A 21,527-nucleotide genomic window follows, 5' to 3' on the forward strand; every position below is an offset into this window, starting at 1 on the left:
CGGCTCCTTTAACCAGTTGCGGGCGGTAAACAATACCGCTCACTTTACAGTGAGGTGCGGGAGCTACGTGAGAGGCAGTTTCCGGCCAAGTATGGCAAATGGACGGCTATCACCTTCGTAGGTGAAATTACGGAGCACATCCAAGAAACCAAGCGAGCGGTACAGCCCGAAAGCCGCGTTCTTTTCTCCTGGCACCTCCGGAGTGGAAAGAAGTGCGTAGGGCTCATTCGTGCAGGCGAGCAACCGATGCATCAGCTGTCGGCCCGTGCCTTTGCACTGGAGCCCGGGGGCCACGTGGACCTCTGCTACTTCGAAGTAGTTGCGGATCACCGTGATCATTGCCGGCGTCATGGCTTGCTGCCGAAAGAGTCCTCGGCGTAGTTGGAGGTCCCACCACTTATCGCGCGTTCCCTTGAAGCCGTATGCGATTCCCGCCAGCTGATCACCGTCATACGCTGCGATCGCGGCAAAGCCAGAGGAAGCGGCATCGCGTCGCCACACCGCGATGCGCTGATCACGGATGGTTACCGGATACTTCATCGCTGCGATGTAGAGGTCCACGAGCGCCGGCGCCAGGTCGATGAACTCTGGCGCCGTCAGGTGGCGGAATGTCAATGGCACTCCACTATCGAACCACGGTGGTCCGAGGAGCGTGCGAAAATACCCAATTTAGAACGCGTGTTCGAGTCGTTGAGTGCTCGTGTCGCACGGGCTTTCTAATGTGAGGGGCACAAAAACGATGAGAGTGAGGAGACCATCATGAACAGCATTATTTCCGCCACCACCGGTAGCGCTTACGGCACCGTCCCGCGTGCGAGTCAGCATGACTTATTCCTGGATTCAGCGCGTGAGCTTCTCGCGGATGCACAGGCCCGCATTGCGCGGGGTGAATATGACCTTGCTGTCGAGAGCGCTTATCGCGCAGCCCTTCGTACTGCAGGTGCTGTTATTGCTGGGTCCGCGGCTGTAGCGAAGCGCAAACGGTTGCCATCGAGTGCCTGGGACAAATTGCGCATTACTGGAGCTAGGGGAGAGGCGTGGGCGGATACCTTTAGTGGCTACTCGGCATTGCGTGGTCGGGTTGCCTCCGGCATCGAGCTTCGCCCGAGTCCTGCCAGGGCAACAGCGCTGGTCGCTGATGCGGCGGATTTCTACGCGGAAGTTGCAGGAGAAATCCACGGTTTGGCTGCCGCGTAGGGGCCATTTTTCCCGTGGGCTGTTATCGTGGGGAACAAACCCGCCCACTGAGTCGTTATATCCTCAAAGTGGACATCAAGTGCACGGCTGGAGGAATCGTGGCCCTTTCTGACCAAGAACAGCAGCTGCTCCGCGAGATTGAGGAGTCGCTTCTTGCGGATGACCCGAAGTTCGGGGCATCTGTTTCTTCGGCGTCCCGCTTCCAGGATGGTCCTGAGACCGGGCGTTTGACCATTCGCTCGCTGGCGCTCATCGTGCTCGGGCTGTGCTTGCTTGTGGGTGGCGTTGCTCTGGCGACGCAAAGCCTGTGGTTTGTGAGCTTGAGTGTCATTGGCTTCATTGTCATGTTTGCTGGTGGCGTGTGGGCGCTTCGCACCCCAGCAGACCCCAGTCCACGCCAGGTTGATCGCATACAGCATCCGTCGCAGCGCGGTCGCATGGGGTCCAAGATGGAAGAGAATTTCCGTCGCAGGTTTGAGGGCCAGTAATTAGCTTCTAGCTTCATTCCCTCTCGGTTACCGAGGGGGAATTTTTTATGCGGGTTAAGTAGGGGTTAAGTAGCAGAAAGTGTGTCTGATTTTCAGCATATCTACTGGTCAAGATGTATAAAACGGGCTTAAGTAAGGTTCCAGGCCTTACTTCAGTCCCGTTACGTATTCGCCCCACTGGCAACGCGCCCGCAAGTGACACGGCTGGCTGCCTCCCTGGTCCTATTCGGTCCCAGAGCGCTCGCCCCTAGCGTACTTCGGTGTAGAATTTTACATTGCTCCGGTAACTATCAGATAGTAGAAATTTTCTACCTGGGGATTCATCTGAGCCAGTTTTTCGCGCGGTAAATCTTTACACAGTCCAGTGGAGGAAAGCAGCCAAGCTAGCCCTCAGTTCCCCTTTTGTCCCTTTACGACGCGCTGGCGGCAGACCCACTTTATGCCCCCACTTTCTCCCACCCGGTTGCCCCACTTTCCCCCACGTCCAAACTTTTCAGGGGTTTTCGTTGAGAATTGCTCCGTTCTGTGTGTCTGCTCGAGGGGTGAAAAGCGGCTAGTGTTGTCCGAGTTAACTGCAGTTATCGGAATCTGCGGGCGTATCCGCCACCGGACTTATAGGGCCCTGACCTGATAAAATGTGACACACGGAAAGAAAGTTTCGTTTTAAAGTGGCGTTTGTGGGGGATAGTGGGTTAAAGTGGGGCGCAGTGAGAGGTTAGTGGGATACTTCTGACCTTTCGCGGACAAAAGTTCACAGCCGGAGTCGTCGAGCAGGAAAGGTGGGGCGCCGGATGTTTCTAGGCACCTACACCCCGAAGCTGGATGACAAGGGGCGCCTGACGTTGCCCGCTAAATTCCGTGAGGGTTTGGCGGACGGCTTGATGGTGACCAAGGGGCAGGATCACTCTTTGGCGGTCTATCCCCGCGAGGAATTTGCGGCACGCGCACGGAAGGCGGCTGCGGTTTCACGCACGAACCCGAAGGCACGCGCTTTCATTCGTAACTTGGCAGCAAGTGCGGATGAGCAGACGCTCGACGGATCTGGTCGCATCACGCTTTCGCCAGCGCACCGGGATTACGCGCAACTGACCAAGGAGTGCGTGGTTATCGGTTCAGTGGATTTCTTGGAGATCTGGGATGCAGAGTCCTGGGCCAAGTACCAAGAAAATACGGAGGCCGCTTTCTCGGCGGCTGATGAGGACGACATTCTCTCGGGCCTGCTGTAGAAGGTGGGCGAGCGGAGAGCGTGTATGACCTCTGCTCGGGGCGCGAGTCGTTCTGGTGTACTTCCCCGATATCAGAATGACCGCCCCGGGTAGGGCTCTATACGTTCCCCGCGGATGCACGTAAGTGAACAATAAAGCCGCGATTGAAGGGGGTGGACCCGGTGGCAACCAGCACGGCACATGATGCGAGCCACGGACACGTCCCTGTGATGCGCGATCGCATGGGTGAACTTCTGCGTCCCGCGGTGGAGGCTTTCGGCGATAACGCCGTCATTGTTGATGGCACGTTAGGGGCCGGGGGTCACACGGAATACTTCTTGGAGAGCTTCCCTTCTGCTTGTGTCATCGGTATTGACCGCGACGGTGAAGCATTGCGTAATGCAACTGAGCGTCTCGCGCCCTTTGCAGATCGGTTCTTGCCGGTGCAGGGGCGCTTTGATTGTCTGGCGGAGGCATTGGCAACTGAAGAAAGCCAGATCGTTGATACTGCTCGTGACCATGGTCTCGCTGGTGCTTTCTTCGATTTAGGTGTGTCCTCGATGCAGCTGGATCAGGCAGAACGCGGCTTCGCTTACAAGGTGGATGCCCCTCTGGATATGCGCATGGATTCAAGCAAAGGAATCACTGCGGCTGATGTCTTGAATACGTACTCGCATGGGGATCTCGCGCGAGTGTTGAAGACGTATGGGGACGAGCGTTTCGCCGGCAAGATCGCATCCGCGGTGCTGGCGGAACGGGAGAAAGAGCCGTTTACGCATTCAGGTCGCTTGGTGGAATTGCTGTACAGCGTGATTCCTGCGGCGACGCGGCGCACGGGAGGTCACCCCGCGAAGCGGACCTTCCAGGCGCTGCGGGTTGAGGTGAACCGAGAACTCGAAGCACTTGAGAATGTTCTCCCCATGGTGGCTGACGCGCTTGGGGTAGGCGGGCGAGCAGTGTTCATGAGCTACCAGTCCCACGAGGACAAGCTTGTGAAGAAGGCGTTCACGGAGCTCACCACCTCAAAAACCCCACCGGGGCTCCCCACGGAGCTACCGGGGATGGAAGCCAAGTTCCGGGCCGTCACTCATGGCGCGGAGAAGGCTTCGGAAGAAGAAATAGAGCTAAACAGGCGCGCGGCACCAGTCCGAGTGCGAGCCATCGAAAAGATCAGCAACTAACCAACGACCAGCAACGTGAAGGAAACAACGACAATGGGAGCAAGCCGAGACCTCACCGCAGGCTACGGATCCACTGCGCTGCTCGAACGCGACCGTGGCCGCACCACACTTACCCCGCCGAAGCCTCGATTCGCGCCGCATGTGCCGCGACCGAGCCGTTTGGGCTCGAAGCAGGTCGTGTCGGTGCGTGGGCGCCGCATCTCCACGACGGAGACGAAGCGGAAGTTTTCCCGCGTCTCGGTGCTGTCCTTGCCGCTCTTGGTGCTGGGCATTTTTGGCGCAATGCTGTTGTCGGCGTTGTCGACGCAGCAGACGTTCACTATTCAGCAGCTGCAGAGTGAGGAGCGCGCGCTGAATAATGAGATTGAGACGCTGAACCGAAATGTCGAGGATTCCCGCGCTGCGGCTGAGCTTGCCGCACGAGCTGATAAGGCTGGGATGGTCGTTCCTGGCCAGGCGGGCATCATCACGGTGAATGATCGTGGCGAGGCAGTTGAGGCTGGTCCTGCGGATCCGGCGAAGACTCTGCGCGTGGTGGACGTGAACAGTGACACAGTCCGCGTTGACCGGGCGACCAGTGACCGCCGTGCAACGGATGACGTTGTCGATAACCTCTCTCCGCTTCCGGCACCAGTGGTGCTTCAGTCGCTGCCTGGCATGTAGTAATCGGATTAGTTCATCGTGGCAGTGTGGCGGTGAGCTTCCGGTGCGCGCGAGCCGGGCAAAATGAGGGGCGATTAAGCCTAAATACTGAGAGGTAGGTGACCTGCGCCGTGACTCGCATGGATCCGCAGCGGCGCCAACAACGTGGTGTGCCACAGAAAGCCATCACGGCTCAACGCATGCAGCTGTTGACCGTGATTTTTCTGGTGGTTGCTTTAGTTCTTGTTGGTCGTCTCGCATGGGTGCAGCTGAAGTGGGGGCCGCAGCTTCAAACTGTTGCGTCTGATCAGCGCACGCGGACGTTTGTGGATCCTGCGCGGCGTGGGGAGATCGTCGATAGGCAAGGCAACTTCCTTGCGTACACGATGCAGGCGCGTTCTTTGACTGTCTCGCCGGTGGTTTTGCGGCGTGAGCTGGGCGAGATTGCGCGCAATGAGATGTACGAGGAGGGTGCTACTCGCGCGGAGGCTGAAGCTCAGGAAGGCGCCCGCGTTGAGGACATGCTCCGCCAAATGGCTAATGAGATTCCCCGCATGATTGGCCAAGGGGAAGAGAACAGTGAGGACAAAAAGGACAGCGATAACAAGAGCGATAACAACAGCGCTAACAATGCTGATGCCAAGGTCAAAACCCAGAAGGTGAACTCCAAGGACATCTTGGAAAAGCTCCATGCTGACACTGATTATGAGGTTTTGGTGCGTAACGTCGACCCGGATGTTGCCGCCGAGGTGGCCAAGAAATTCCACGGTGTTGCGGCTGATCACCAGGACATCCGCGAGTACCCGAACGGTGCGGTGGCGGAGAACATCATTGGCCGTGTGTCCATGGATGGGCAAGGCCAGTTCGGTATGGAGGCGTCGAGTGACTCCATCTTGACTGGTATTAATGGCCGTTCCACCGAGGATGTATCGGCCAACGGTCAGGTCATTCCGGGCACGCTGCGTGATGTGGTGCCGGCTGTCAACGGCGCGAAGATTGAGCTCACCATCGATCTTGATCTGCAGGCCTATGTGCAGCAGCTGTTGGAACAGGCGAAGGAGAATTCCCGCGCGAAGGGTGCTGAGGCAGTTGTCCTTGACGCAGCGACGGGTGAAGTTCTAGCCATGGCCAATACGGACACGATTGATCCGAATGGGAACCTTGAAAAGCAGCTTAAAAATGGTCGCAGCTTTGATAATCCGTCGATCTCTCACCCGTTTGAGCCGGGCTCGGTAGCCAAGATCATCACGGCGACGGCCGCGATTGAGGAGGGGCTGACCACCCCGGATGAAGTGCACCAGGTGCCAGGGCAGATTGAAATGTCTGGCGTGACTGTCGCTGATGCGTGGGAGCACGGCGTACTTCCGTACACCACCACCGGCATCTTTGGTAAGTCCTCCAACGTGGGAACGCTCATGCTGGCCCAGCGCGTGGGGGAGGAGCGTTTTGATGACTACCTGAAGCGCTTCGGCATCGGCCAGGCGACGGGCGTGGAGCTACCGAATGAATCTGCTGGTTTGGTGCCTACCCGTGAGCAGTGGTCGGGCGGCACTTTTGCTAACTTACCCATCGGTCAAGGTATGTCCCTGACAACCCTGCAGTTGGCAAGTGTTTACCAGTCCTTGGCCAATGGTGGTGAGCGGATTGAACCCCGCATCATCAAACACGTCACTTCCCCAACCGGTGAGGAGATCCCGGCCGAGGAACCGCGACGCACCCGTGTGGCCAGCGAGGAAACCGCCCGCACCGTGGTGAACATGTTCCGTGCACCGTTCCAGGAAGATCCAGCAGGTTTCAACAGCGGCACCGCGCAGGGCAACAAGATCCCTGGCTATCAGCTTTCCGGCAAGACGGGTACGGCGCAGCAGGTGAACCCGGATACTGGTGCGTACTCGAATTCGGATTACTGGATTACGTTCGCTGGTATTGCACCGGCGGATGACCCACGTTTTGTTGTGGCTGTGATGATCGATGATCCAGAGCGCGGCCCACTGGAGGGCGGCGCTGGGGGTCAGTCGTCTGCACCGGTGTTCACCGAGATAGCTAACTGGCTTATTGCACGCGAGAATATTCCGCCTAGCCCGGACCCGGGCGAGCCCATGGTCCTTCAGGCCCAGTAGGGGAGAGAAGATGAGCAATCACATGACAATCAATGCCATCGCCGAGATCGCCGGTGGACGTGTTGAGAATGCTGAAAATGCTGCAGCGGTAGACATCAACGCCATCAGTCTTGATTCGCGTGCGGTGACATCCGGTGCGATGTTCGCGGCTTTGCCGGGGACACGCACGCATGGAGCGGCTTTTGCCTATGATTCTGCCGCTTCAGCTGTCCTCACTGATGAGGACGGGTGGGCACACCTGAAGCGGGCAGGGGAGGCCCGCCCCGTGGTCGTCGTGAAGCATGTGCGTGACATTTTGGGTGACGTCGCTTCCGCGATTTACGGACACCCGTCGAGCAAACTCACCGTGCTGGGGGTGACGGGAACGTCTGGCAAGACAACTACGACGTACATGCTCGAAGCGGGTCTTAGAGCCGCGGGGAAGAAGGTCGGGCTGATTGGCACGACGGGCACTCGCATCATGGGTGAGGATGTCCCGACATCTTTGACTACGCCGGAAGCGCCGAAGCTTCAGGAGCTTTTTGCTGAGATGGTCGCGCGTGGTGTCACCCACGTTGTCATGGAGGTCTCCTCCCACGCACTCGTGCTCGGGCGCGTTGGCGGCACGCAGTTCACAGCCGCAGGGTTCACCAACCTCTCGCAGGATCACCTCGATTTTCACCCCACGATGGAGGAGTACTTCGGGGCAAAGGCATTGCTTTTCGACGACTCCCTGAAAGCTTCCGTCATCTGCGTCGATGACGAATGGGGTGAGAAGATGGCTGCTCGTGCCCACAACGTGATCAGGGTGGGAACGAAGAGCCAGGACAATGTGGATTGCTCCGCACGCCTTCTCAGCACCACCGATTCCGGCGCGCAGGACGTGGAGCTGGTGCTCAACGGGACTGCCCACCAGTTCCGTCTACCTCTTCCGGGCGCATTCAATGTTGCGAATGCTGCGCTGGCGACTGCGTTAGCTAACTCCGTTGGCGTAGACGTGGAGCGTTTCTTGTCCGGCATTGAAGATGCTGCGGTGCCGGGCCGGATGGAGCGCATCAACTCCGGCCAGGAATTCATCGCCGTCGTCGATTACGCGCATAAGCCGGCTGCGATTGCTGCAGCATTAACGACGTTGCGTGAGCAGGTCAACGGCCGCATCGGTGTTGTCGTGGGCGCTGGCGGTGACCGTGATCAATCCAAGCGCGCACCCATGGGCGAAGAAGCCGCCAAGCGCGCGGACCTGGTGATCATCACCGATGACAACCCACGCAGTGAGGATCCCGCGACTATCCGTGAGGCTGTACGCGCTGGCGCGGAAAAGGTTGAAGGCCCAGAGGTCCGTGAGATCGGTTCACGTTCAGAGGCCATCAAGGAGCTTGTGGCCTGGGCGCAACCGGGTGATGCTGTCATCGTCGTGGGCAAAGGCCATGAGGTGGGGCAGATCATCGGCGATGTAGTCCATCACTTCGATGACCGTGAGGAAGTCCGTGCGGTCCTAGCCAACTTGGGTTTCAAGGAGGATCGACCATGATTCCAATGACACTGCGTCAGATCGCGGACGTGACCGGCGGAACGCTCAGCCCGTCCGCTGATCCGCAGGCCACCGTCACCGGCTACGTTGAGTTTGATTCCCGCAAGATCACCGAGGGTGGTCTGTTTGTGGCACTGCCCGGCGCGAACGTGGATGGTCATGACTTTGCGGATGCAGCGATGCAGCGTGGCGCGGTGGGCGCACTGGTCGCTCGCGATATCGGCGTCCCCGCTGTGATTCTTCCGCCTGTTGAGCAGGATGAAAACGATAATTCGGACCTTGCAGCCAGCGATCCGGATGGAACTGCTCGTGCAGTGGTGGCTGGGATGTCGAAGTTGGCGCAGTATGTGGCGCAAGAACTTACGGATAAGCATGGCCTCATGATCACGGGCGTGACGGGTTCTGCTGGTAAGACTTCCACGAAGGACCTCATCGCGAACGTGCTGGCGTGTGGTGGTGAAACAGTTGCGCCACCCGGGTCTTTCAACAACGAGATCGGTTTGCCGTACACGGTGCTGCGCTGCACGGAGGACACCAAGTTCCTCGTCGCGGAGATGTCCGCCCGCGGTATCGGGCACATTGAGAAGCTCACGCACATCGCGCCGCCGGTGATGAGTGTTGTTCTCAATGTTGGTAGCGCTCACCTGGGTGAATTCGGTTCACGGAACAACATTGCGAAAGCCAAGGGGGAGATTGTTGAAGCGCTCCCGGCACGCGGCACTGCAATTCTTAATGCGGATGATGAGCTCGTCGCTGGCATGGCCTCGCGCACGCAGGGCAAGGTCGTGACCTTCTCCACGCAGGGAAAGGCTGACTATTACGCAACGGGCATCGTGCTTGACGACGTCGCCCGTGCAACCTTCACCATGCACTCACCGGGTGGCGCACACGAGGTTTCCTTGAAGGTCTTCGGTGCACACCAGGTGTCTAATGCACTCGCCGCGGCCGCCGTTGGGATTGAAGCTGGTCTGGATGCAGCAACGGTTGCGCAGGCCCTGAGCAATGCGCACAGCGTGTCCGTCAATCGTATGGACGTGTGCACTCGTGCAGACGGCGTGACCGTGATCAATGATGCGTACAACGCCAACCCCGATTCCATGCGCGCTGGCATCGCTGCCCTCGCATTCACTGCGGCCGCACGCCCCGGCGTGCGCTCCATCGCCGTGCTGGGCGAGATGGGCGAACTCGGCGAGGATTCTGTCGAAGCGCACACTGCCTTGGCTGATGATCTCGGCCGTTACGGCATCACCCACCTTGTTGCGGTGGGGGACAACAAAGAGATTCAGGCATTGATGGCAGCAGCTTTACGCCACGGCATCGCGGTGGCGCAGGCAACTGGTGTCGACGATGCTGCGGCCACCGTCAGCGGTATTCTGAGCACGGCTCCGCCCGGTGAAGACAACTGGCACGAGCGGACTGACCGCGATGTCGTGCTTGTGAAAGCGAGTAATGCCGCCGGATTATGGCGCGTAGCTGAAAAGCTGTTGGAAACGGAAAGGTAGCAAGAGGTAATCACCATGACCCAGATCATCATGTCGGGGCTGATTAGCTTCCTGGTAGCCATCTTCACTACACCGCTGCTGATCCGGTACTTCACATCAGCCGGCAAGGGCCAGGAGATCCGTGAGGATGGCCCGCAATCCCACATCCGCAAACGCGGCACCCCGACGATGGGCGGCATTGCCATCCTGCTGGGCATCGTGGTGGCCTACCTTGCCGTTGGTTTTTGGGGCATGGCCTCAGGACATGGCGGTTTCAGTGCATCAGGCTTGTTGGTTCTGGGGCTCACGGTGGCCCTCGGTCTGCTGGGATTCGCGGACGATGGCATCAAGCTCTTCTTCAACCGCAACCTGGGCTTGAACAAGACGGCAAAGCTGGTTGGTCAGCTTGCTGTTGCCTTGATCTTTGGTTTCTTGCTGCTGCAGTTCCCGGATGAGCAGGGGCTTACCCCGGGCTCCACGCACCTGAGCTTCATTCGCGATATCGAGACCTTTGATATCGCCGTTGGTGGAGCAGTGGTGGGCACCATCTTGTTCCTCATCTTCATCTACTTCCTCATCGCCGCTTGGTCCAACGCCGTGAACCTCACCGATGGTCTGGATGGCCTGGCTGCGGGTTCCACTGCTTTGGTGATGTTCGGCTACATGATCATGACCTTCTGGCAGTTCCGAAACTCGTGCTCGATTACCCCGGGCCCTGGCTGCTATGACGTCCGCGATCCGCTTGACCTGGCTGTGCTGTGTGCTGCCGGTCTGGGTGCGTGCGTGGGCTTCCTGTGGTGGAATGCGGCACCAGCCAAGATCTTCATGGGCGACACAGGCTCCTTGGCTCTCGGTGGTTTGGTCGCTGGCGTGTCCATCACCAGCCGCACTGAGGTGCTCATGGTCATCGTCGGCGCCCTCTTCGTCATGGAAGCCGCATCCGTGGTCATCCAGGTTGCTTCCTTTAAGACCACCGGTAAGCGCGTGTTCCGCATGGCGCCCTTCCACCACCACTTTGAAAACGGTGGCTGGGCGGAAACCACAGTGGTGATTCGCTTCTGGCTCATCTGTGGCATTGCTGTTGCTCTTGGCCTGGCTATCTTCTATGGCGATTGGCTCACGGCTACGGGAGTGAGTTTGGCATGACGCGCTACCTGATCGCCGGCGCAGGTGTCTCTGGCCGGGGCACCGCGAACCTGCTCACTAAAGCAGGCCTGCCGTTCGACATTGTTGATGATGATCCCGCGAAGACAGACACGCTTCGCTCCACTGAGATTTCCTTCGCGGACTACGACACCGTAGTCACGTCGCCTGGCTGGCGTCCGGATTCCCCGCTGCTTGTTGCAGCCAAAGACGCGGGCTGTGAGGTCATTGGTGACGTTGAGTTGTGCTACCGGCTAGACAAACAAGGCGTGTTTGGCCCGCCGCGCGATTGGTTGGTGGTTACCGGCACGAACGGTAAAACCACCACCACCGGAATGCTGGCTGCAATCATGCAGGAAGCTGCCCATTACACGGGTAAGAACGCGGTCGCGTGCGGCAACATCGGTGTTGCGGTGGGCGATGCCCTCATTAATGAGGAGCGTGCAGACGTCCTCGTCGCCGAGCTATCCAGCTTCCAGCTCCACTGGTCTGAAGACCTCACACCCGATGCGGCAGTACTGCTGAACCTGGCCGATGACCACATTGATTGGCATGGCTCCTTTGATGCCTATGCGCAGGCGAAGGCGAAGGTTTTCAAAGCTTCGACGGCTGTCGCAGGTATCGACGATGAGCACGTGCGTGAGTACGCATCCGCGCATGCCCTCGGCTTCACTGTCAATGAGCCGAAGCCAGGACAGGTGGGCATTATCGACGGCCACATTGTCTCCCACATCGGCGACACCCCCGTGAGGATTACTTCCCTGGAGGGGATTGAACCCCCTGGACGTGCCGGTGTTTTGGATGCGCTCGCTGCCACAGCCATTGCGGTGACGCGTGGTGTCACCCCGGAGCAGATCGATCGCGCCCTGCACGCCTACACCGTGGCGGGCCACCGTGGCGCCGTCGTGCACAGTGATAACGGCATTGATTGGATCGATAATTCGAAGGCGACAAACCCGCACGCCGCTGATTCGGCGCTAAAAGGCACGACCTCGAAGATCGTGTGGGTTGCTGGCGGCCAGTTGAAGGGCGCGGATGTCACCGACCTCATCAAAGCCCACGGGGCGAAGTTCCGTGCGGTCGCGCTGTTGGGCATTGACGGCCCGGTGATCAAGCAAGCAGTCGATGCATATGCGCCGGAAGTACCCACCTTCCTGACTGACTCCACCGACCCGGTTGAAGCAATGAACCAGGTAGTGGATTTTGCTGCTGCTCACGCGCAGCCGGGGGACTCGGTGATCTTGGCTCCGGCTGCCGCAAGCCTGGATATGTACACCGGAATGGCTCAACGTGGAAATCTCTTTGCGGATGCTGCGCGCGCCACAAAGGAAAAAGTGAACGAATAGGGCAAAGTAGGCAACGATGACCACGACAGCCACATCAGCCACACGCGCTACACGTAACCAGTATTCCTCGGGCATGGCCCGCGCTCTGTCACGCCTGAACGCGTGGATGGACTCGCGGCCGCTCATTGATTACACAATGGTGCGCACCATCGTCCTTGTCCTCGCCGGTCTTGGCGTTGTCATGGTGACGAGCTCATCGATGACCTGGTCCGTGCTGAGTGATGAGTCCGTCTGGGCTCAGCCGCTCAAGCAGGCGATTGTGGTGGCCATGGGCTTGTTCGCCTTCTGGGTGGCGCTGCAGATTCCGCCGGAGAGAGTCCGGAATATCGCCGCGTTGTTTATGGGGCTGTCCATCCTCCTGCTAGTCCTCGTGCTCATCCCAGGCATTGGTACCGGCCGTGATGAAGTGGGTTCCCAGTCGTGGATTTACATTGCTGGTTTCCAGCTGCAGCCATCAGAAATCGCCCGCGTGGCCATCTGTGTGTGGGGCGCGTCCATCCTGGCCAATAAAGATCCGCGAAAGATGTTCCAGCTGACCAACGGGTTCATGCCGTTCATCATCGTGTCGGTGCTGTGCATGGGACTCATTGGTGCGCAGGGGGACTTGGGCATGATGGTGTCCTTCAGCATCGTCGTCGCCTTCATCTTGCTGTTCGCTGGTGTGACGTGGAAGTTCATCGGCATTGTTGCCGGATTTGCTGCGGTGTTGCTCGTCGCGGTGATGGCGGCTGGCGGTTACCGTTCCCACCGTCTTCTCGTTTATTTTGACGCACTCTTTGGTCACTTCGAGGACACCCGCGGTGTGGCCTTCCAGTCCTACCAAGGCTTCCTGTCGCTGGCGGATGGTTCCTTGTTTGGCGTTGGCTTGGGCCAGTCCCGCGCGAAGTGGTTCTACCTGCCGGAGGCGAAGAATGACTTCATCTTCGCGGTGATTGGTGAGGAACTCGGCCTGTGGGGTGGCGCTGTGGTGATCATCCTGTTTGCTCTGCTGCTGTTCTTTGGTCTGCGTACTGCTCGTCGGGCCCAGAATCAGTTCCAGGCTCTGCTGGCGGCAGCGATCACCACCGGTATCGTCTCGCAGGCGTTCATCAATATCGGCTACGTCATTGGCCTTTTGCCGGTCACCGGTATTCAGCTTCCGATGATCTCTGCTGGTGGTACGTCAGCCGTTATCACTCTCGGTGCGATGGGCTTGGTGGCTTCCGTTGCACGCCATGAGCCGGATGCAGTCTCCGCGATGCAGAACTACGGTCGCCCGCTCTTTGACCGGATGTTCTTCCTCGCTGAGCCCAAGGCTCCGCGCACCCCGGTGCGCCAGGCACCGCGACGTGTGCGTGAAGCACCGGCACCAACCCCGGTGACGGCCCGCCGCCGCGCGCAATACACTGACACTCGGCGCGCAAGCTAGCTACATAGAGGAGAACCGTGTCTTTCAACGTCGTTGTTGCTGGTGGTGGAACAGCCGGGCACATCGAGCCTGCACTTGCTGTTGCGGAAGTACTCCGTGATGAATTCGGTGCTTCGGTGTCAGCACTAGGGACGGAGAAGGGATTGGAAACCTCCATCGTCCCGGCCCGTGGGTTTGAGCTTGACCTGGTGGATCCGGTTCCAATCCCGCGTAAGCAACCCCTCAAACTTTTTGGTGTGCCTGCAAAACTTGTGAAGTCTGTGAACCAGACGCGTAAAGCACTGAAACGTCGTGAAGCTGATGCAGTCTTTGGCACTGGCGGCTACGTTTCTGCTTCCGCTTACCTCGCGGCGAAGACTCTCGGCATTCCATTTTATGTGTTGGAGACCAATGCTCTAGCTGGCATGGCCAACAAGCTGGGCGTCAAACTCGGTGGCGTTGGTTTTAACGCGGTGCCCAATTCCGGTATGCCGGGTGAGATCGTCGGGGTCCCTGTCCGTCCTGGCGTGGGCAAGGACGAGGATGGGGCGAAAGCACAGCGTGGCTACAAGATGTGGAACCTCGATCCGGATAAACCAACGGTCCTAGTGACTGGTGGTTCCCAAGGTGCGCGCAGCATCAACGAGGCACTGCACGGTGCCGTGGGTCGGCTGACCGCCGCGGGCTACCAGGTGCTTCATGCATATGGCCGTAAGAATGATGCGCCGGAGCCGCACGAGGGCTACACCGCTGTGCCGTACATCGATGACATGGAAGCTGCGTATGCGGTCACTGATGTGGTGATTTGCCGTTCCGGTGCGATGACGGTTGCGGAGAACTCCGCTGCCGGCGTGCCCGCGATCTACATCCCGCTTCCTCATGGCAATGGTGAGCAGGGGCTCAATTCCGCCCATCTGGTTGAAGCGGGCGCCGCAATGCGTATCGACGACGCCGCGCTCACCCCCGACGCCCTCGTCACCGCCGTGACGGAGATTCTTGGTGGCAAGAGCGAAGACATGAAGCGTGCGCTTTCTGGCACCCAAGCAGGTAATGCGGCGCAGATGATTGCCCGCCGGATCATGGGAAAGGACTCATAGTGAGCACCACAGTTGATCTTTCACGCGTCCACTTGATTGGTATTGGTGGTGCCGGCATGTCCGGTGTCGCCCGTATTCTCCTTGACCGCGGCAGTGTGGTGACGGGCTCCGATGTGAAGGATTCTCGTCCCGTTCGCGCACTGCGCACCCAAGGCGCACAGATTGCCGTGGGGCACGATGAGGCGAATCTGACCCTCGCCGGTGATCCGCCGACGGTTGTGGTGACCAGTTTCGCTGCCATCCCGAAGGACAATCCGGAACTCGTCGCAGCAGACAGGCTTGGCATCCCCGTTATTCGCCGCTCAGATCTGCTGGGTGAGCTGATGGAGGGTTACACCCAGATGCTGTTTGCCGGCACGCACGGCAAGACGTCCACCACCTCCATGGCTGTTGTTGCCCTGCAGGCAGCGGGGGAGGACCCCTCCTTTGCCATCGGTGGCCAACTCAACCGTGCAGGGACGAACGCGCATCACGGCAGCGGCAACGTCTTTGTGGCGGAAGCTGATGAGTCCGATGCGTCGCTTCTGCGCTACAAGCCGGACATCGCTGTGATCACCAATATTGAGCCGGATCACCTGGACTATTTCGGTGATCAGGCGTCCTATTTCCAGGTTTTTGATGACTTCGCGGATCGCGTCACGGAAACCGGCACGCTCGTTGTGTGCCTCGATGATGAGGCGACGGCGCGCTGCGGTGAACGCGCATTGGACCGCGGTGTCAATGTTGTTGGCTATGGCACGGTGACGCACCCACGCATTCCTAACCAAGCTCGTATCACCAGTGAGCGTCTGGAAGGCACCACGACGTTTGTCACGGTGGACCTGGGCGGTACGGAATATGAATACTCGCTGGTCATCCCCGGCCGCCACATGGCGCTCAACTCTGCGGCTGCACTGCTAGCCGGACATCTTGCCGGTGCCGATCCGGCGAAATTGGCCGACGGGTTGTCCGGCTTCACTGGCGTGCGCCGGCGTTTTGAATTCCGCGGTGAGCTGCCAAGTGGCACGCGCGTGTACGACGATTATGCGCACCACCCCACAGAAGTTGCTGCGGTGCTGTCCGCCGCCAAGGCTGCGCATGATCGCGTGGTGGTGTGCTTCCAGCCGCACCTGTACTCGCGGACAATCAACTTTGCGCAGGAATTTGCGGATGCATTGTCTATTGCGGACGCAGCCGTGGTGCTTGAGATCTTCGGTGCCCGTGAAGCTCCTGTTGAGGGAGTGGACTCACGCATCATCACGGACAAGATGAGCATTGAGGCCATCTATGATCCGGACTTCTCTCACGCACCTCTGTCCGTTGCGGAAATCACGCGTCCGGGTGATGTGGTGATCACCATGGGGGCTGGCAGCGTGACCATGCTTGCGGATCCGCTGTTGGCTGCCCTCGCGGAGGCAGAGAAGTGAAACGGGTAGTGGCAATCAGCGCCGCGGTTGTGGTGACACTCGCGGTGCTGTGGTCAGTCGTGGCTTTCACCCCACTCATGTCCGTGAAGCACATTGAGGTGGAAGGCAACGCGCACGTCAGCTCAGAAGACGTGGTGAATGCTTCGGGTGTCCAAGAAGGCACGCCACTTGCCCGGGTGAATATGCGTAACGCGGCCTCCGGTGTCGCTTCGATTCCTTGGGTGAAAACCGCAACAGCATCGAGAAGCTGGCCATCTACGATCAAGCTGTCGGTCACGGAGAATGACGCCGTGGCGTTTTTTAACCAGGAGGATGGAGCGCACCTGCTCGATGCTGAGGGCAGGGAATTCGCCGTCGATACGCCTCCTGAAAACGCGGTTGAACTCACGGGATCCGCTGCCACGGATGAGACCGTGCGTAAAGGTGCCGTTGATATCGCCGGCACGTTTAGTGAGCACGCGCGGGAAAGCGTCGAATCGATTGAAGCGCGTGGCAAGCATGATTACGTGCTGCACGTGAAAGAGGGACGCACGGTGGCGTGGGGCGCATCCGAGGACAACCGGAATAAGTCCCTGGCGCTTGACACTGTGCTGCAGCGCGAGGGTGCAGAGTTCAACATTACGAACCCTCAGCTCGTTACTGTTCGCTAAAAGCCCAGGTCACAAACCCTAAAGTAAAGGTTGAGGGTACCGACACGCCGTAAAAATTCGCCGAAATCTGTCTTTGGTTCGTCATGATGGGAAGCGTTGTCCGATTTTCCACAGAAGAACCCTGAAAGGCGAGCCCCTTCCATGACCTCTCCTAGCAACTACCTCGCCATGATCCGCGTTGTCGGTGTCGGTGGCGGTGGCGTCAACGCTGTTAACCGCATGATCGAGGAAGGCCTGAAGGGTGTTGAGTTTGTAGCTATCAACACCGATTCGCAGGCCCTGCTGTTCACCGATGCTGATACGAAGCTCGATATCGGCCGCGAAGCAACCCGTGGCCTTGGTGCTGGCGCTAACCCGGAGGTTGGCCGCACCTCTGCTGAGGATCACAAGCAGGAGATTGAGGAGTCCCTCAAGGGGTCTGACATGGTGTTCGTCACCGCTGGTGAGGGTGGCGGCACGGGTACTGGTGCCGCGCCGGTCGTCGCTGGTATCGCGAAGAAGATGGGCGCGCTCACCATCGGTGTTGTGACCCGTCCGTTCTCCTTCGAGGGCAAGCGCCGCACCCGTCAGGCTCTCGAGGGTATTGAGAACCTCAAGGAAGTCTGCGACACCGTCATCGTCATCCCGAATGACCGTCTGCTGCAGCTTGGGGATGCGGAGCTGTCCATGATGGAAGCATTCCGCGCCGCAGATGAGGTGCTCTACAACGGTGTTCAGGGTATTACCAACCTCATCACCATCCCGGGCATGATCAACGTCGACTTTGCGGACGTTCGCTCCGTCATGGCTGACGCTGGTTCTGCTCTCATGGGTGTTGGCTCTGCACGTGGCGACAACCGAGTGATGGCCGCTACCGAGCAGGCTATTAACTCCCCGCTGCTGGAGACAACGATGGAGGGCGCCAAGGGTGTTCTCATCTCCGTTGCCGGCGGTTCTGACCTTGGCCTCATGGAGGTCAACAACGCGGCGTCCATCGTCGAGGAGAAGGCCGACGATGACGCAAACATCATCTTCGGCACCATCATCGACGACAACCTGGGCGACGAGGTCCGCGTGACCATCATCGCTACCGGTTTCGATGAGAAGGCAAATGCACGTCAGGAGGAAGAGGCACCGGCACAGTCCACGGGCAGCTCCCTCTTCGATTCTGAGCCGAAGCAGGAAGAGCAGCCACAGGAGGCCGAGGAAAAGGAGGAAGCGCCGCGGACTGAGTACGCTCCGCGTCACCGCTTCGACGACACCCGTGGCGGCCTGTTCACTAACTCGGAACATGAGTCCCGTGACTCCCGTGACCCTGAGTCGTACCGTCCGTCCCGCCGCGATGTGGACGACCTCGACGTCCCGGATTTCCTGCGCTAATGCCAGCAATCGACACAACAGATTGCCCCGTCCGCATGGTCTTCACCGGCCGCGCGGCGGGGAATCTTGCTTCTCACGTCGGGGACGACCCATTCACCGTTTTGGCCAACCGGCAGCGCCTTGCTGATGTGCTCGGGCTCAAGCCAGAACAGTTCGTGTGGATGGAGCAGTTGCACACGAACACGGTGACCGTCGTCGATAAGCAACAGGATGCTCCCGTTGCAGCGACCGATGCCATTGTGACCACCGCTGAGAACCTTGCTTTGTGTGTTCTCGTTGCGGATTGTGTGCCGGTGCTCTTGGCTGATCCTCATGCGAAAGTGGTCGCCGCGGTGCACGCTGGCCGCATTGGTGCGCGCAATGGCATCGTGAAGAATACCGTTGAGGAGATGCTGAAACTGGGTGCTCGCCCGGGCTCCATCCATGCTCTGTTGGGCCCGGCCGCAGCGGGCGAATCTTACGAGGTGCCCCGTGAGATGGCGGACGATGTGGAAAAGCATCTGCCTGGCTCGAAAACCCGCACCAAGAAAGGTACGCCCGGAGTTGACGTGCGCGCGGGGCTCGTGCGGCAACTCATGTCCCTCGGTGTGACGCAGATTGATGCGCATCCAGCCGACACCATCACCGACGAAACATTCTTCTCCTACCGGCGCGAGAAAGAAACTGGGCGCCAGGCAGGCGTTATCTGGTTAACAGGGGGCAAATAATGGATCGTTTAGAGGAACTGAAGAACAACCTTGACACCGTCACGCGCGAAGTGCGTGACGCGGAACAGAAGGCTGGTCGCGAGCCAGGCAGTGTCACCATCTTGCCGGTGACCAAATTTCACCCCGCGGAAGATATCGCGCTGCTCGCACAGCTCGGCATCACCACGGTGGGGGAGAACCGCGAACAAGAGGCGAAGCAGAAGAAGGCTGAACTGGGAGATCTCGTTGACATCGCCATGATCGGCCAGATTCAAACCAAGAAGGCTAATTCTGTGACGCGCTGGGCTAGTTCGGTTCATTCACTCGACTCGATCAAGCTTGCCCGGGCCCTCAATCGCGGCATGGACAATGCGGAGCGCACCGAACCGTTGCCGTGCCTCATTCAGCTTTCTTTTGATGATGATGTGAATCGCGGCGGCGTCGCGCGGGAAGATCTGCCCGCACTCATTGAGGAAGTCGCCGAACTAGAGAATTTGCTTATCGACGGCTTCATGGTCGTTCCTCCCATTGGTGAGGATCCGGTGCCGGTCTTCGAAGCGTCGAAAAGCATTGCGATGCAGTACGAAAAAGAGCTTGGCCGAACGATGACTTTGTCCGCCGGCATGTCCGCAGATTTTGTGGATGCGATTGCTTGTGGGTCTGACATCGTGCGTGTCGGAACCAAGCTGCTTGGGGCCCGCCCCGTAGTCTAAAACTCAACCATAAACTGCCCGCGAACAGGAGACTTAACCTCATGTCTTTCTCCAACAGCCTGAAGGAATTCTTCGGCCTCGGCCCGTACAATCCGTCGGTCGACCCCTACTACGATGACCCGGCATACGAGGAAGCTGATACCTCCTACAGCCGCACTCCGCGCGACTACTCCGCGGCCATCATCAGCGTTCGTCCGCGTAACTACAACGACGCAAAGGACATTGGTGAGCCATTCCGTGACGGTGATGCAGTTGTCATGGACCTGTCCGTTGTGGATAAGCCGACCGCTATGCGTCTGATCGACTTCGCTGCAGGTCTTTGCTTCGCTGCTCGTGGCAAGATGCACAAGCTGTCCCGCACGGGGGATGAGCACCTGGTGTTCGCCATCGTTCCGGAGAACGCCCGCACCACCGTGGGTGAGCTGGAGCGCGCGGCGCACCTGCGTTAACCATGATCGGCGCCATTCTTTATGCCCTCATCGGGCTATACACCCTCATGGTGATCGTCCGGCTCATCATCGAGATGATCCAGTCCTTCTCCAAACATTTTGATCCGCCACGTTGGTTCATGGTTATTGCGGAATTCTTCTTTGTTACCACGGACCCACCGATCAAGTTTCTGCGTCGCTTTATTCCACCGCTTCCGTTGGGTGGGGTAGCCCTGGACGTGAGCGTGATTGTGCTGTTCATCGCGCTGATGGTGCTGAGTGCCGTGGTGCGGATCAGCTTTGGAATCTAGGCTTGGTTCATAGCTCACCCTCGGGTACACGTTGAGGGTGAACATTTCGTGGGCTAGGCTTTACCTAGTTATCGTCCATCTACCAATGAAAAGACGTGCTTCGAGCACATCTATCCGAAGGGAACTCACATGCCGCTGACACCAGCAGACGTGCACAATGTCGCTTTCAGCAAGCCGCCGATTGGCAAGCGTGGTTACAACGAGGACGAGGTTGATCAGTTCCTGGACCTCGTTGAGGACACTCTTGCTCAGCTGCAGGATGAAAACGATGAACTCCGTGCCCGCCTTGAGGAAGGTGGTGCAGCAGCCCCGAAGGTTGAGAAGGCTGACAAGGCTCCGAAGGTAGATGAGGCTGCTATCCGCCGTGAGGTGGAGGAGAAGCTCCGCAAGGAGTACGAAGCTCGTATTGAGCGCGCAGAGAACGAGGCCAAGAAGGCTCAGCAGGCGGCTAAGGCACAGCCGAAGGCTGCTGCACCGCAGGCTTCCACCGGTGAGCCCAACGTCCAGGCTGCTCGCATCCTGGGTCTGGCACAGGAGACCGCTGATCGTCTGACCAATGAGGCTCAGGAGGAGGCTCGTCGCCTGGTCGAGGAGGCACAGACGAGCGCTAACTCCCAGGTTGCAGAGGCAGAGAAGAACGCTACTGCCACCACCAAGAACGCTGAGCAGAAGGCTAACCAGCTGGTCGCCGAGGCACAGCGTAAGGCAGAGGAGACCACGAACGAGGCGAACTCTCGTGCCGAGGCTTCCATCCGTAAGGCTGAGGAGCAGGCAGCACAGCTGCGTAGCGATGCTGAGCGTAAGCACACCGAGATCATGACCACGGTGAAGCAGCAGCAGTCCGCACTGGAGGCTCGTATCGCCGAGCTGCGCACCTTCGAGCGTGAGTACCGCACCCGTCTCAAGACCCTGCTGGAGTCCCAGCTGGAGGAGCTGGAGACCCGTGGTTCTTCCGCACCGTCTGGTGAGCAGAAGTAGTACAGACTGAAGTAAGTACCCGCCCGAGATGGGCGGGTACTTTTTTTGTGCGCTACACTGTCTACTGTCCAACGCACACGCAGTGATCCGGCTATCACCGGGGAGCGTTCCGGAAGAACGGCGCAAGCTCATTAGAACCGGAAAATCCACTAATGAAGTGGGGGACTTCCTAGTTCCCAAGCGGGGTGGTACCGCGCGA

Annotated in this window: 21 protein-coding genes; 20 read left to right on the top strand and 1 reads right to left on the bottom strand. The window is 59.0% G+C overall.

Annotated features, from left to right (window positions below):
* Positions 1–63: 63 nt before the first annotated feature.
* Entirely contained in the window at positions 64–621 is a 558-nt protein-coding gene (locus L8U60_RS01850) for a GNAT family N-acetyltransferase (protein WP_269964695.1), read from the bottom strand.
* Between the two features lie 138 nt (positions 622–759).
* Here L8U60_RS01850 and L8U60_RS01855 point away from each other — a divergent pair, with 138 nt between their 5' ends.
* The 20 genes from L8U60_RS01855 (at position 760) to wag31 (ending at position 21,328) form a co-directional block, all read left to right on the top strand.
* Positions 760–1,197, top strand: a complete 438-nt coding sequence (locus tag L8U60_RS01855; protein WP_269964696.1) for an SAV_6107 family HEPN domain-containing protein — start codon at positions 760–762, stop codon at positions 1,195–1,197.
* Between the two features lie 98 nt (positions 1,198–1,295).
* Entirely contained in the window at positions 1,296–1,685 is a 390-nt protein-coding gene (locus L8U60_RS01860) for a DUF3040 domain-containing protein (RefSeq protein ID WP_269964697.1), read from the top strand.
* A gap of 791 nt (positions 1,686–2,476) precedes the next feature.
* Positions 2,477–2,911, top strand: coding sequence for a division/cell wall cluster transcriptional repressor MraZ (mraZ, locus tag L8U60_RS01865; RefSeq protein WP_269964698.1), 435 nt, complete (start codon positions 2,477–2,479; stop codon positions 2,909–2,911).
* A gap of 161 nt (positions 2,912–3,072) precedes the next feature.
* A complete protein-coding gene (gene rsmH / locus L8U60_RS01870; protein ID WP_269964699.1) occupies positions 3,073–4,071 on the top strand; it encodes a 16S rRNA (cytosine(1402)-N(4))-methyltransferase RsmH in 999 nt (332 codons plus the stop codon).
* Between the two features lie 33 nt (positions 4,072–4,104).
* A complete protein-coding gene (gene ftsL / locus L8U60_RS01875) occupies positions 4,105–4,734 on the top strand; it encodes a cell division protein FtsL (protein ID WP_269964700.1) in 630 nt (209 codons plus the stop codon).
* 119 nt (positions 4,735–4,853) lie between these two features.
* Positions 4,854–6,833, top strand: a complete 1,980-nt coding sequence (locus tag L8U60_RS01880) for a peptidoglycan D,D-transpeptidase FtsI family protein (RefSeq protein ID WP_269964832.1) — start codon at positions 4,854–4,856, stop codon at positions 6,831–6,833.
* Between the two features lie 10 nt (positions 6,834–6,843).
* Complete coding sequence (locus L8U60_RS01885) at positions 6,844–8,343, top strand: UDP-N-acetylmuramoyl-L-alanyl-D-glutamate--2,6-diaminopimelate ligase (RefSeq protein ID WP_269964701.1); 1,500 nt, start codon at positions 6,844–6,846, stop codon at positions 8,341–8,343.
* Complete coding sequence (locus L8U60_RS01890; RefSeq protein ID WP_269964702.1) at positions 8,340–9,845, top strand: UDP-N-acetylmuramoyl-tripeptide--D-alanyl-D-alanine ligase; 1,506 nt, start codon at positions 8,340–8,342, stop codon at positions 9,843–9,845. Before L8U60_RS01885 ends, L8U60_RS01890 begins: the two co-directional genes overlap by 4 nt.
* 15 nt (positions 9,846–9,860) lie before the next feature.
* Positions 9,861–10,970: a phospho-N-acetylmuramoyl-pentapeptide-transferase gene (mraY, locus tag L8U60_RS01895; protein WP_269964703.1), complete on the top strand. Its 1,110-nt coding sequence runs from the start codon at positions 9,861–9,863 to the stop codon at positions 10,968–10,970.
* The gene (murD, locus tag L8U60_RS01900; RefSeq protein WP_269964704.1) at positions 10,967–12,313 is read left to right on the top strand and encodes a UDP-N-acetylmuramoyl-L-alanine--D-glutamate ligase; all 1,347 of its coding nucleotides are present in this window, start codon (positions 10,967–10,969) and stop codon (positions 12,311–12,313) included. Before mraY ends, murD begins: the two co-directional genes overlap by 4 nt.
* A 16-nt stretch (positions 12,314–12,329) precedes the next feature.
* Complete coding sequence (locus tag L8U60_RS01905; protein WP_269964705.1) at positions 12,330–13,721, top strand: FtsW/RodA/SpoVE family cell cycle protein; 1,392 nt, start codon at positions 12,330–12,332, stop codon at positions 13,719–13,721.
* Between the two features lie 17 nt (positions 13,722–13,738).
* A complete protein-coding gene (locus L8U60_RS01910) occupies positions 13,739–14,797 on the top strand; it encodes a UDP-N-acetylglucosamine--N-acetylmuramyl-(pentapeptide) pyrophosphoryl-undecaprenol N-acetylglucosamine transferase (protein WP_269964706.1) in 1,059 nt (352 codons plus the stop codon).
* Positions 14,794–16,203 (top strand): UDP-N-acetylmuramate--L-alanine ligase, encoded by a 1,410-nt coding sequence (gene murC / locus L8U60_RS01915; RefSeq protein ID WP_269964833.1) that lies wholly within the window; start codon positions 14,794–14,796, stop codon positions 16,201–16,203. Before L8U60_RS01910 ends, murC begins: the two co-directional genes overlap by 4 nt.
* 8 nt (positions 16,204–16,211) lie before the next feature.
* Complete coding sequence (locus L8U60_RS01920; protein WP_269964707.1) at positions 16,212–16,853, top strand: cell division protein FtsQ/DivIB; 642 nt, start codon at positions 16,212–16,214, stop codon at positions 16,851–16,853.
* 141 nt (positions 16,854–16,994) lie between these two features.
* On the top strand, positions 16,995–18,212 hold the full coding sequence (gene ftsZ / locus L8U60_RS01925; protein WP_269964708.1) for a cell division protein FtsZ: 1,218 nt from the start codon (positions 16,995–16,997) through the stop codon (positions 18,210–18,212).
* Entirely contained in the window at positions 18,212–18,919 is a 708-nt protein-coding gene (pgeF, locus tag L8U60_RS01930; RefSeq protein WP_269964709.1) for a peptidoglycan editing factor PgeF, read from the top strand. The genes ftsZ and pgeF overlap by 1 nt, the downstream gene beginning before the upstream one ends.
* Positions 18,919–19,611 carry a YggS family pyridoxal phosphate-dependent enzyme gene (locus tag L8U60_RS01935; RefSeq protein ID WP_269964710.1) on the top strand — a complete coding sequence of 231 codons (693 nt, stop codon included), beginning with the start codon at positions 18,919–18,921 and terminating at the stop codon, positions 19,609–19,611. The genes pgeF and L8U60_RS01935 overlap by 1 nt, the downstream gene beginning before the upstream one ends.
* 41 nt (positions 19,612–19,652) lie before the next feature.
* Positions 19,653–20,060 (top strand): cell division protein SepF, encoded by a 408-nt coding sequence (locus L8U60_RS01940; protein WP_269964711.1) that lies wholly within the window; start codon positions 19,653–19,655, stop codon positions 20,058–20,060.
* A gap of 2 nt (positions 20,061–20,062) precedes the next feature.
* A complete protein-coding gene (locus L8U60_RS01945) occupies positions 20,063–20,350 on the top strand; it encodes a YggT family protein (RefSeq protein ID WP_269964712.1) in 288 nt (95 codons plus the stop codon).
* 129 nt (positions 20,351–20,479) lie between these two features.
* A complete protein-coding gene (gene wag31 / locus L8U60_RS01950; RefSeq protein ID WP_269964713.1) occupies positions 20,480–21,328 on the top strand; it encodes a DivIVA-like cell division protein Wag31 in 849 nt (282 codons plus the stop codon).
* The last annotated feature ends 199 nt before the right edge of the window (positions 21,329–21,527 follow it).

Origin of the sequence: Corynebacterium meitnerae, from assembly GCF_027570075.1 — a bacterium.
Taxonomy (GTDB): Bacteria; Actinomycetota; Actinomycetes; order Mycobacteriales; family Mycobacteriaceae; genus Corynebacterium; species Corynebacterium meitnerae.